Origin of the sequence: Nostoc sp. NMS4, from assembly GCF_017115095.1 — a bacterium.
In the GTDB taxonomy this organism is placed as follows: domain Bacteria; phylum Cyanobacteriota; class Cyanobacteriia; order Cyanobacteriales; family Nostocaceae; genus Nostoc.
In genome coordinates, this window is the sequence record NZ_JABXKI010000243.1 from 1 (window position 1) to 11,618 (window position 11,618).

14 protein-coding genes and 2 pseudogenes are annotated in these 11,618 nt (G+C 38.6%); 9 read left to right on the top strand and 7 right to left on the bottom strand.

The window, feature by feature from the left end; translation table 11 throughout:
- Positions 1 to 55: 55 nt before the first annotated feature.
- Positions 56 to 235: pseudogene (locus HWQ37_RS34700) on the top strand (AAA family ATPase); the annotation flags it as partial.
- Positions 236 to 339: 104 nt separating this feature from the next.
- Positions 340 to 888, top strand: a complete 549-nt coding sequence (locus HWQ37_RS21890) for a WGR domain-containing protein (RefSeq protein ID WP_292750814.1) — start codon at positions 340 to 342, stop codon at positions 886 to 888.
- A gap of 37 nt (positions 889 to 925) precedes the next feature.
- Here the strand turns inward: HWQ37_RS21890 and HWQ37_RS21895 are convergent.
- Positions 926 to 1,186: pseudogene (locus HWQ37_RS21895) on the bottom strand (Rpn family recombination-promoting nuclease/putative transposase); the annotation flags it as partial.
- Positions 1,187 to 1,332: 146 nt separating this feature from the next.
- Between HWQ37_RS21895 and HWQ37_RS21900 the strand changes: the two are divergent.
- The 3 genes from HWQ37_RS21900 to holA all read left to right on the top strand — a co-directional run bounded on the left by HWQ37_RS21900 (position 1,333) and on the right by holA (position 4,366).
- Positions 1,333 to 1,686, top strand: coding sequence for a XisI protein (locus tag HWQ37_RS21900; protein ID WP_292750816.1), 354 nt, complete (start codon positions 1,333 to 1,335; stop codon positions 1,684 to 1,686).
- Positions 1,687 to 1,928: 242 nt separating this feature from the next.
- Positions 1,929 to 3,416, top strand: a complete 1,488-nt coding sequence (dnaX, locus tag HWQ37_RS21905; RefSeq protein WP_292750818.1) for a DNA polymerase III subunit gamma/tau — start codon at positions 1,929 to 1,931, stop codon at positions 3,414 to 3,416.
- The gene (holA, locus tag HWQ37_RS21910) at positions 3,413 to 4,366 is read left to right on the top strand and encodes a DNA polymerase III subunit delta (RefSeq protein ID WP_292750820.1); all 954 of its coding nucleotides are present in this window, start codon (positions 3,413 to 3,415) and stop codon (positions 4,364 to 4,366) included. Before dnaX ends, holA begins: the two co-directional genes overlap by 4 nt.
- Positions 4,367 to 4,548: 182 nt before the next feature.
- Here holA and HWQ37_RS21915 read toward each other — a convergent pair whose 3' ends face one another.
- The 5 genes from HWQ37_RS21915 to HWQ37_RS21935 form a co-directional block, all read right to left on the bottom strand.
- A complete protein-coding gene (locus tag HWQ37_RS21915; RefSeq protein WP_292750822.1) occupies positions 4,549 to 4,776 on the bottom strand; it encodes a hypothetical protein in 228 nt (75 codons plus the stop codon).
- Positions 4,777 to 4,849: 73 nt separating this feature from the next.
- Positions 4,850 to 5,131 (bottom strand): type II toxin-antitoxin system RelE/ParE family toxin, encoded by a 282-nt coding sequence (locus tag HWQ37_RS21920; protein ID WP_292750824.1) that lies wholly within the window; start codon positions 5,129 to 5,131, stop codon positions 4,850 to 4,852.
- Positions 5,112 to 5,342 carry a hypothetical protein gene (locus tag HWQ37_RS21925; protein ID WP_099100473.1) on the bottom strand — a complete coding sequence of 77 codons (231 nt, stop codon included), beginning with the start codon at positions 5,340 to 5,342 and terminating at the stop codon, positions 5,112 to 5,114. Before HWQ37_RS21925 ends, HWQ37_RS21920 begins: the two co-directional genes overlap by 20 nt.
- A 335-nt stretch (positions 5,343 to 5,677) precedes the next feature.
- Positions 5,678 to 6,817: a protein NO VEIN domain-containing protein gene (locus tag HWQ37_RS21930; RefSeq protein ID WP_292750826.1), complete on the bottom strand. Its 1,140-nt coding sequence runs from the start codon at positions 6,815 to 6,817 to the stop codon at positions 5,678 to 5,680.
- A 96-nt stretch (positions 6,818 to 6,913) separates the two neighbouring features.
- On the bottom strand, positions 6,914 to 8,224 hold the full coding sequence (locus HWQ37_RS21935; protein WP_292750828.1) for a hypothetical protein: 1,311 nt from the start codon (positions 8,222 to 8,224) through the stop codon (positions 6,914 to 6,916).
- A gap of 98 nt (positions 8,225 to 8,322) precedes the next feature.
- Here HWQ37_RS21935 and HWQ37_RS21940 point away from each other — a divergent pair, with 98 nt between their 5' ends.
- Positions 8,323 to 9,699, top strand: a complete 1,377-nt coding sequence (locus HWQ37_RS21940; protein WP_292750830.1) for a Zn-binding domain-containing protein — start codon at positions 8,323 to 8,325, stop codon at positions 9,697 to 9,699.
- 55 nt (positions 9,700 to 9,754) lie between these two features.
- Here the strand turns inward: HWQ37_RS21940 and HWQ37_RS21945 are convergent, their stop codons facing one another.
- A complete protein-coding gene (locus HWQ37_RS21945) occupies positions 9,755 to 10,102 on the bottom strand; it encodes a hypothetical protein (protein ID WP_094333155.1) in 348 nt (115 codons plus the stop codon).
- Between the two features lie 330 nt (positions 10,103 to 10,432).
- On the opposite strand from HWQ37_RS21945, the gene HWQ37_RS21950 reads away from it, so the two are divergent.
- The 3 genes from HWQ37_RS21950 (at position 10,433) to HWQ37_RS21960 (ending at position 11,565) form a co-directional block, all read left to right on the top strand.
- Positions 10,433 to 10,687: a hypothetical protein gene (locus HWQ37_RS21950; RefSeq protein ID WP_094333544.1), complete on the top strand. Its 255-nt coding sequence runs from the start codon at positions 10,433 to 10,435 to the stop codon at positions 10,685 to 10,687.
- The gene (locus tag HWQ37_RS21955) at positions 10,684 to 10,938 is read left to right on the top strand and encodes a hypothetical protein (protein WP_229551268.1); all 255 of its coding nucleotides are present in this window, start codon (positions 10,684 to 10,686) and stop codon (positions 10,936 to 10,938) included. Before HWQ37_RS21950 ends, HWQ37_RS21955 begins: the two co-directional genes overlap by 4 nt.
- Positions 10,939 to 11,289: 351 nt before the next feature.
- Positions 11,290 to 11,565, top strand: coding sequence for a hypothetical protein (locus HWQ37_RS21960; RefSeq protein WP_292750836.1), 276 nt, complete (start codon positions 11,290 to 11,292; stop codon positions 11,563 to 11,565).
- Positions 11,566 to 11,618 lie beyond the last annotated feature (53 nt).

The following is an 11,618-nucleotide window of genomic DNA, read 5'->3' on the forward strand; positions in this document are numbered from 1 at the left end:
TTCTGCGTTCATATAAGTTACATTTTGTCAAAACAAATTAGATGCGTTTCCCCTGCCTCAGCAGGTCACACTGGCTGATTTAGAAAATTGTCAGCAAAACATCACCCCTTTAGCGATTCAAGATGCTGCTGCTGTTGAGCGGATGCAGTCTTGGTCAAAGATTGCGCGACCAACTTCCAGTCCTGTGCAGGTGTCTAAGAAAGGTCTTCGTACTTCTAGGTTCCGCACTAATTAGGTATTCCCAAATTAGTAATAATTTGAAGCTTTTGTCAAATGAACATCTGTTGTTGAGATATTCATTTGACATGGCAATATTCTACTTTGAATTATGTCAAAAATATGGAAGTTTACTTAATATTTGTAGATGCTGCTCAGAACAGTAACAAATTCTGGAGTGCAAAAGTTGAGCAAAGCAATCTAACTGTTGAGTGGGGTAGGGTAGGCTACAAATCTCAGCAAAAAGTTCACTCTTTTGGTAATTATCAACAAGCAGTTTCTAAATTCCACAATCTCGTGGCTGAGAAGAAAATGAAAGGCTACCGAGAAAGCCAACCTCAAATTGATAGTACTTCTGATTCTCTAGAAATCAAAAGAGCTATCCAATTATTGGAGATTTTGCGCCCTTATGTAGCAGAAAGACAATTTACCAATAGAAATTATCTAGAGGCATTAAACCAATATTTAAAAATCGTTCCTACACCTTTAGAAATGAAAATAGACCCATCTCTAATATACCGCAATGTTGCAGATGTTGATCATCAACTATCACTGCTGAACTCTTTGTTGGAAACTGATTCTGTGCTGGCTAATAACACTACAGAAGAATCTGGTAATAATAAAGTTATCAGTTTAAAAACTATTGGAAAGAACTTTTGGAGGCATTTGTAGAACTTAATAATTCAGGAGCGGAGCTGGAGATGTTCCGTCGTTTGCCCGGAAAACGACGATATACCCGCAAACGGTAATCTGTCATCCGAAAGGGAATATTCTTGTCTGGTTGAGTTTGAAACTCGATATGCAGGACTATTTCTTCGGATTGCCGTAGGATGAGAGCATCGGCACGAATTGGTTCTATGGATAGTTCTTTGGGACTTAACTCTGTTAGGGCTATTGGTTCACCTAACAACCAAGTAGCGAAGTCGCTGGAAAAGTTTTCTACAAGGAATTTACACAGATTATCGAACATTAAACAATTATACCAAAAAATGCTACAAATGAGAAAAATGTTTCTACAAATAATTTACAGAAATTATTGAACATTAAACAATTTTATCAAAAAATGCAACAAATGAGAAAAGTGTGTTTTAGAATCTAAAAATAGGAAATTCGGCAATGGATAAGCTAGAGCAATACCGCAATGGTATTAAGAAGATATTGACTGAGTATTACGAAACTACTAATACTCAAGTTGTAAAAGATACGGGAGTTGAAGTAAGCGATCGCTTGGCTTTCGATGAAACAAGAGATCAATCTCTTTGGTTTCGATTTGGCTGGGATGACAAAAAGCAGATACAATATATTATCATCTATCTCTGCATTAAAAACGGCAAAGTTTGGGTGGAAGAAGATGCAACTAATTTATGCGTTGTTGATGATTTGCTATCAGCCGGAATACCCCAAGCCGATATTGTTTTGGGTTTCCATCATCCCAGTAAACGAGGTTTAACAGAATTCGCTACTGCTTAAGGAAGCAGGTAAAAAATAGAAATTTAGCGTTTTATGAGCCAAGGATATGAATTCTAAAAGTGCTATAGCTCGGTTGTAAATTTCATAAAATTCTCCATCTGTTTCAACGTTTAAATGATTAGGTGTACTCAACTTCTGCTATCGGTAAATCTTACTGGAATTGAGCAAATCAGCCTACTTTGGATTCAAAATTACACCCCCTTAACAGGGGTAAGGGCGACAAATTAAGGTTAATGAATCCTATGTCTACAGTCGCCCTACATCAAAAATATCGACCCCAGACAATAGCCGAATTAGTTGGACAGCCCTACATCAAAACTGCTCTGACTAATGCTGTAAAATACCTGCAAATTGCACCAGCTTATTTATTCACAGGTTCTAGAGGCACAGGTAAAACTTCAACTGCTCGGATATTTGCTAAATCCCTCAATTGTCTCAACACTAAAAAACCAACTGACCAACCTTGTGGTATTTGTCAATCGTGCCGTTCAATTGAAACCAGTAATAGCCTAGATGTCAGTGAAATTGATGCTGCTTCTAATAATGGTGTAGATGATGCCCGTGCTTTAATTGAGCGCAGTACCTTAGCACCTGTTGCAGGACGTTACCGAATTTTTATTCTCGATGAGTGCCACTGTCTAACCGGTAACGCCTTCAATGCCTTACTTAAGTGTATTGAAGAACCACCATCTCATGTTGTTTTCATTCTCTGCACAACAGAACTGCACAAGGTATTACCTACCATTGTCAGCCGTTGTCAGGTGTTTAATTTCCGCACTTTATCTGTTCAGGCAATTGTGCAGCACCTCGGTATTGTAGCAGATGCAGAATCTATCTCTATTGATGATCAGGCACTAACAGCGATCGCTCGACTCAGCGATGGTGGACTCAGAGATGCACTGCAATTACTCGGTCAGGTGAGTCTTTTAGATGAAGATATCACTGCCAATCATGTCATGGAAATTGCTGGTGGTGTGACAGAAACAGAATTAATGTCAATTTTACAGGCAATATCCACGAACAACACCTTTAACTTGCTGCAAGTAGCAAGAGTTTTAGTAGATTCTGGTAAAACACCCAAATTGATTCTCTCTAATTTACTGCAAACATACCGAGATTTACTGATTATCAAGTCTGCACCCAAAGAGCAATCCCTGCTGACTGGTTGTGTTAGCTATGCTCAACTCAAGGTTTTAGCAAATCACTGGAATTTCGAGACGCTTAACTTGTCTCTAGCAGAGTTACAAAAAGCAGAAAACTATCTGCGGCACACAGTAAATGCTGCTGTGTGGCTAGAAGTTTGCTTACTGAACCTGATACCCAGTTTATTGCCTGTCAGTGCAACCAAGACGCTAACTGCTAAACCTGTGCATGACGGCAAGCTGCTACCAACAGTTGGAGTATACACTACAAACAAGGTGACAGCTAAACCTGTAGATGACAAATTGTTACCAACAGTTGCAGCCCAGACTACTAACCTGGCTCAAATTTGGCTTTCTGTGATAGATATAGCTAAACCCAGTAATCAAAAGCTGTTGGCTCATGCAAATCTCGTTAAATTGCAAGGTGACAAGGCAATTTTAGAGGTTACACCAGCTTACTTGAATAAGTTTGAGAGTAGTAAAGAGGCGATCGCTAAAATGCTGCAACGAGCTACCCAAAGTCAACAACCAATGACTGTGCTAATTAAAACTGCCAATAAGAGCAGTAATGGGAGGGTAAAAGCATGATTGTCTTGCTGACAGGTGATGACCAACACGCCATCCAGGAACAGATCAACCAATACAAAGCAGAAATTGATGCCCAATGGCTCACACTTTGCTATCACAGATTTCCCGCCGATCACCTTGACCGAGGCATCAGCGTAGCTCGCACTCGTTCCCTGACTGGTGGTAAAAAACTGGTGATTGTCGAAAATTGCCACCTCAAGCAGTGGGGTGATACTGAGTTGGAAACTTTGCAGCAGCTTGTTCAAGTGCCTGAATTTACAATTCTGGTGTTTGTCGCCACCACTGTAGATAAGCGCCTAAAGATTTACAAACATCTTGTCAAGTATGCCAAGTTGTTTGAGTTTCCATTGATACCACCTTGGCGTACTGATTTGATTGAAAAGGCGATCGCTACTCACGCTAAAAAAATCAAGCTGGTGCTGTCAAAGGGTGCAGTGGAATATCTAGCAGAAGCAATTGGTAACGACATGACCCGTGCAGCCACAGAGTTACGCAAACTGTATATTTATGGTAATGGCAGACAACTGGAGCTTGCAGAAGTAAAAGAGTTAGTGCCATGTCAGACTCAGAATAGCCTACAACTGGCATCTGCTATTCGTCAAGGAGAAAGCAATCAAGTTTTGCACCTGCTGGATGATTTACTGTCACGCTCGGAACCATTAATGGTGATTGTTGCTACTCTCCTAACGCAGTTTAGAACTTGGCTGTGGGTTAAATCTGCGATTGTTTCTGGGATTAAGAAAGATAGTGAATTAGCTCAACTGTGCAGTATCAGCAATCCTAATCGCATTTACTATTTGCGTCAGGAGGTAGCAAATACAAGCATTAATGCTTTAGCTAAAGCAGTGACTATGGTGCTGGATTTAGAGATGTCTATTAAGAGGGGTGCTGAAAGTAAGGATTTACTGCCAATAATTCTTAGCATTAGCAGGTTATTTAAGTTAACTTAATCAACATAAAGTTGACTGAGAGTTTTGGATTTTGGATTGTATATTTGATTCCAGTCTGAAATCCAAATTCACTAATAATGATATTAGTATCTGACAAAACTTTCACAAGTTATGTTTCTCATTTTAGGAATAGGACGTGCTGGCTCTCTTGAGAATATTGGTATCAAGTAAGTATTTCAAGCTCATAGATAAATTTCTCTGACCACACTGCGCTCTCGTAAGTCAGCGAAATCATCATCAGTAAAGATAATCCCCTCGCTTTGGATTACGCTTCTAAATTTTTGTAATCCCTCCCAAAAATGATCCCTTCTAGATTCCTCATTTTTTTTACGGAGAAACTCAAACAAATAGTCCCGTTCTTCTGTGGGTAAACTTTCAATAGAATTAATAATTTCTTGTAAATTCATCATAGAACCTCCTCGAAAGTAAACCCTAACTTTGCTGACTTCTCTACATTCAAAGCTTAACCCTCTATTTTACCATTTAATAAACTTCATCATGGCTGCCAATATCAATCAATAAAATAACCATTTCTAACAACTTCTCATCCTCAGACAAATTAAAGATAATTCTACAATCATAAGCAACAGAACAAGACCACAAAAGAGCTAAATTTCCTGTTAACTTATGAGACTTCAAAGACGGTGTAAATGGATCATCTGCCAAAAGCCTTAATACATTAACAATTTGATTCTTTAATTGCGGATTTTTCTTTGTAATCTTCCTAAAAGACCGCTTAAATCCACTACTCCAGACAACTTCCATCATCATCTCCTAGTAAATCAGCGATCAAATCATCAACGCTTCCCCTATGAGCTGTCCCATCCTTAAAAGCCTGCATCACTTCCTGAGCATTAGCCAAAATTTCAACCCGCCGATTCTCAATTCGTTGCTGGCGAAGAAACTCAAATAAATACTCTCGATCTTCTGTGGGCAAACTTTCAATAGAATTAATAATTTCTTGTAAAGTCATCATAGAACCTTCCAATTAAGTAAACTCTACCTTTACTAACTCTATTTTAATCTCTATTTCCATTGCCTCAGCCTCTTACATTTAGCCAATTTCCGCAAAAATATGATACGATGTCCAGCGCAGTAAGGGCAAATGTTTCTGGAGGGCAGAAGCAGCGATTAGCGTAGGCGTAGCCCGCCGCAGGCATCGCTAGGGTAATTTTTACTCATCACCTCGCGTCAGATTATTTCAAATTTTCTTTCTTGCTGTGTAAGTACGATTGGAAATATAGTCCGAATCATGCCTAAATCTGCCTTTTATATAGTTCTACTTGACATATCTTCGCTGGTAGATATACTCTATATCCGAAGATAAACAGAATCTATACGGAGACTACCTTCAGAGAAAAGTTGCTTGGGATTAGAAATATCAATAAGTGTAGCTTGTTGAGTTCCAGCATTATAAACCCGATATATATGGAAGTTTTCTCCCAAGTCATAAGCCAATTTCCATTGACTCCCTGATAGCTTTATCAATTTCTTTGCTCCAGGTTTACTAGACTTAACCTCTATATAATCTTCTTGACCATTTTCAATTAATTTTATATCATACCCTTCTGTCTCTTGAACTTCATTTAGCCACTGAACTTCAACTAGTACTTGACTATTAATTTTGATAGAAAATCCGTATTTATTTTCGTCTAACTTTCCTTGGGGATACTTAGCACCAAACTTTCGCCTTAAATATTCAACAGCAAATTTTTCACCCCAGATCCCGCTTAGTTTAGGCTTTTCACTTGGCTCATCTCTATCTATTATTCGTAGTTCTGTGATTAATTGGATAATTTTTTGTGGCGCTAATTCAGATTGGCTATTACTAAAAGTAGTCTTGTCTGAAATACTTTCGTCTTCAATTAACTCAGCAAAAGATGGAGTGATGATAGATTCAGTAACTCTTCCAGTGCTAGGATATCCTTGAGATGTAATTTTTGCCTTTGTCAATTGAATAGCCTCAAGTTCTAGAATTTCTCTAGGTTCACACTCAGGTAGCCATTGAGCATCATCAAATACTTCATCTTTGGGAGATATAGTTGTTAATTCTGATTTAAAGGAACGGTTATCGTGTTCTGATTTTTGATGTTTGTTAGCTGTAAATTTAATGTTTTTATCATTTTCTGCTGCTATTTCTATAAAGTTAGTTTCTCCTAGATAAATATTTGAGGTTTCAAACCACTGCTTTTCTTCATTAGGTAGTGGTTGAATATTTTTCGCTTTCATTAAGCTGTCAATTTTATATAATGTTCTTTTCTCAAACAGCAAAATCAAGAAATCATCCAACCCCTTTGGATTACCAAATAATTGAGAAATTTCCAAGGCTAAATAATCCATATCTGACAAGCTATCTGATTGGATGTAGAGATTTCCATTATATAAGAAAGCACTTCTCTGAGTATAAGCTGATTGCTGATCAAGAAGATATTTAATTTGCAGGTTTTCCACCCTGTAACACACTAAATCTTTGAGTTGTATTAGAGTGTGATTGGTTTTAAGCTGTTGGTAAATTTGGTGTTCTACTTGGTAAAGATAACGTAAGACTTAAGGAATCAAAGCTTTAATCTGCTCAGTTAGGCTTTCTTCCTCGACTTTTGGTACTTCTCCAATTGCTAACTCAGTCTTAATAATCTGAGAAAGATAGCGAATATCAGTCCCTTTAATAAAGTGTTGAAGTTTAGGATAGTAGTTTGGGGGGAGTTTGAGAAAAGCTATTTGAGGATTGTCTTTAAACAACTCATAAGCCTCATCATTATCATTTATCAAAACTTTACTAGCTGTGCAAAATATTTTTTTATTTGTCCAAAATATTCTTTTAATCATAAAGGTCTTCCACCAATCTTTTAAATTTATACCAACTATATTCAATTCCTGATAAATTTTAAGAACTAATTCCTCATCTTTTTCATCAAGCTCTTTTTTATGAGATAATGCCAGCAATAAATCAGCATAATCCTTGGAATCAGTTATTTTTTCTTTTATTCCTAAATCCTTAATAAAATCTTGATTATTGAGAGTAATGGCTAAGTATGGAACGCTATCTCCTAGTATTGCGCCTGTTTCTGTTTTATCCAGAAAAATTTCAGAAGGATTAGCTAACTTGCCTTTCGTAGTAGGCAGCCAAGCTGCTGTTTTAATTGTGGTAAACCAGTTAGCCTCTCTAGCACTAGAACGATACCAACTACCATGAGAACCTCCAAATGAGTAATCATACCATTGTTTATATTCTTTGTAGTAATTCCAATTGAAGTCTAAAATTTGAGCTAGTCTTTTATTTTTCTCTATATCATTGATTTCAAGAATTTTTAAAATATGAGATGACCTATAAATAGGATATTCATGGGTATATACACTCTTTGTATTAGACTTATGAGAAGTAATATTTACTTGTATATCAACTTTCGGTACAACATGCACTCCTAACTTAACAAAAAACTCTCTCCACTCTTTGATTTTCTCTGCTTTTTCACTAAGGTCTTTAATTTGCATTAAGTCTTGAATATACTCTGAGGATACAAACCAGACATCTTGTATTCCTGATAATAATATTTCCAATTCATTTGGATTCCCATAACTAGCAGGAAGGTAAACGTTTTCTAGGCGAGAATAGCCATTTTTATCTGTTTTTATCAATAGCGATTCTTTCAAGCTTTTTAGAGGATCTTCTTTGGAATACGAGTAAGAATAAGGAGTTTTTCTTTTATTAAACTCTTTTTCGTATTCCGATAAGTTGTCTTTAATGTAACAAATATATCCTAGCAGCTGATTAAATTTGCTTTTCCAACTATTTCCTTTATAAAGGGGTAAAATATGATTTTCGATAATTTCATAACACGAAGCATCCTGAACACCCAATTTTTTGAGAAATTCTCTTACAGCAAACTTAGAAGTTGACTCTAAAAGCGTTCTCTTAATAAATTGCAGTTCAAAACTATATTCTCCAACATTATTAAATGGGAAAAATATTGATGTTGATGTCTCATCAACTGACAGTGCTGCTTCCCAATGCTCTCAATCCCATTGACTGCTATGTAGCAGAACATCCAGAAATGCTGGTATCGCCAGAAGCTGAAGAAGTATTCTTTAATGACGAATATCCCATCTTTGCTGCTAAACATTTGATGTGTGCAGCCGCAGAAACTGGTATTCCTACTAATAAAATCAAGCACTACTTTGGCACAGCAGCTTACGAGGTAGCAAAACTCCTGTTAGCCCAAGGGCATCTAAATAAAGGTCGTAATGGACTGTGGGCAAAGGGTTATCCCCATAAAGATGTTAACTTTCGAGGTGGTTTATCCCAAACTACCATCAAGCTAGTAGATGCAGAATCAGGGGAAGAACTAGAGGAAATCTCAGAAGATATTGCTCACCGAGAAGTCCATCCCCAAGCCATCTACAAACGACAAGATACCAATGGACAAATGCTGACTTATCAGTGCATTTCCCTTGACTTGAACAGCAAGCAAGCAATTTTAAAACAGACAGCAGATAGCTCACTTTTTACAGTTGCAATTACAGAATCAGAAACCAGTAGCCTAACAGTGCTGACTGATCCGGTGAAGTTACCATTGCTGTTTTCTCAAGTCATTGAAGTTGATGACTGTCAGGAATACCTAACCCTGGCACTTAGTTTTGGTGAGGTTAAGCACATTACCAGTGGTTACAGTTTAATGACCCAAATGTATGAGCAGACTTGTTTGAACAAGCGGTGTCTTAACTACAAAGAGCCGCTACCTAAAGAACGTCGTTGTCCGCTTTGTAGCAAACTCACACGTAAGGCTGTAGTTGTGAAAACCCTGTCAGAAGAAAAGTTTGAGCAGCCTTTCCGTACTCAATTTTCCGCACCAATGGTCAAAGTAGCAATTAACTCAAGTGCGCGGGAATACCTCCAGCACAATGCCTTGGAAACTAGAACCAATTTAACCCGCAGTGGAGAACCGATTCCACCAGGCTATCAACAGTTGTGGGAATATTCCAGTACCTTGATTGCTATCCACAGCTTTGGGCATCAAATTATGAGAGCGTTACAGCTGGTGGCTAGAATTGACCCTAAACAGGTGAATTTTACAGTAGTAAAGGAGTTAGGGGAAAATAACAATTACACAGGCTATTTCTATGATACCAGTGATGGTGGTAATGGTGCGGCAGAAGCTGTGTTTAAACATCTGCCAAAACTTGCTAGTGCTGCTAGAGCGATCGCACGAGATTGTAATTGTGATACTGGCTGTGCCAAGTGCCTAATTCAACATGGTTGCCCTGATGGTAACACTGCTTTATTGAAGCAAATGGGATTACTGTTATTAGATGCGATCGCTACACCTGATGTTTAACACTCTCCTGACTGTGAAACCGAGCGCTTGCGTTAGTTTCGCAGTCAAGAGAGTGTCAATGTCCCAGATACTCTATCACTGCCTCCAAGTCTGCGATCGCCCGATTAAATCGATTGAGCATTGCTTCTGCTACTTCTGGTTGAGCGTTGACAGTCGGTAGTTTTTCCCTTACTACACCTTTGAGTGCTTCTAGCCACAGCGACAAATTTGTATGTCGAACTGCTGTCAACAATCCCATATTGGTGAGAACAGACAAATGAAACCCAAGTTGGTCTTGTCCACCATAACCCAAATATCCGTTACTAAGTTCTAGTTTTTCTGGAGTAAATTCAAAATACTGGTCAGAGGTAATACCAGCAGATTCTAGTTTGGGTTGTGGTAATGGAGGTTGGGATTGAGTCATTATCAGTTAGGATTGTTGTAACGATTAATGTTTTAATAAGACATGCGTTAGCCGTACTCCGCAGGAGTTGCAAGCTACGCGGAGCGTCTCCAAGAGTTGGCTTTGGCGTACCCTTACTCAAAAGCTTGCTACGCGTAGCGCCTCTAAGAGTTGCCATCACTTGCAGCTTAATTTTACAGCTATCTAGAATTAGCGCGATGTCTACAACGGGCGTAGCTGAAGCACTCCCACACTTGAGCAGTCCGCTTTACCCAATCTATGAGGTGCCGCAGCTACGCCCAGAGCAGGCATCGCTATAATAAAACCAGTATCACGCTCGGAAAACTCACAATGTCCATTACACTTGATCTGCCACCGAAAGTTGAGGCACTGCTGCGACAGCGTGCTGAAAGTACTGGACAAGATATTTCGCAAATGGCGCTAGCGGTGCTGACTTTAGGACTGAGTTTGGACGATCAAGATTTTTTTGAGGCTTTAAAGGGAATCCAACGTGGACTTGATGATTTTGAGCAAGGACAATTTTCGAGTTTAGAGGACTTCATTGCTGAACAAAATCAGAAATATGGATTGTCTCTTGAAGCATGACGTACCGCATTGATTTCTCTAGCATTGCGAAAGCCGAAGCGGATGCCGCATTCTTAAGTTTTTCTCAGTTTACCACAGATGAACGTGCCCAACTCTGGTATCAAGGGTTGATTAAAGCAATCGTCTCTTTGCAAGAAATGCCTCGGCGCTGTCCAATCGCTCGAGAGGATGCCTTCTTTAGCCAAGAAATTCGCGACTCTTCTTTACGGGCAAGGAAAGCAAACCTATCGTATTCTATTTACGGTTCTTGAAGATCAGCCTGTTCCAACGGTGAGAATTCTCCATATTCGTCATGGCGCACAGAAGACAATTGGTGAGCCAGAAGTAGAGGATTGATCATATTGACCGAACAATTCGCAGTTCGCAATTCGCAATTGCGGACGTAATTGATAATTGATTCATTTAGGGTACAAGCCCCTAATTTCAATTATGAAAAGAAACAAAACACGTAGTATCAATATTCAAGCCCCCGCATTCATGCGTGGGGTATTATTAATTGCGAATTGCGAATTGGAAATGACAACTGGTTCTTGTATCTTGGCTGTACGTATAATTATTTGCAGCTTACCGCTGCATGGGAGAGATGTTATATTCTCTCCACCATGCCAGTAATTAATCTTGCCGATATTCAACAAATTACTAAAACACAGCAACAACTCCTATTACCCAGTCAAAAATTTCATCCAAATCGCTCTGCCTTTGACTCTATAGTTGCAGATAACTTTTCTTTGGTGATGAGACAACTATTTTTAGGACTGACTGTAGAACCTTTATTAAATGCCTATCCTCAAATTGCTCAGTGGGTTTATCAAATAGACTTATCCGAGAATGCGAAATACTTACTACACAATGATTTCAGCGATTTTAACGGAATGTGATCGCACTCGCTTAGTGGACGCAACAATAAGGCTTTGGGGAATTTATCGAGCTA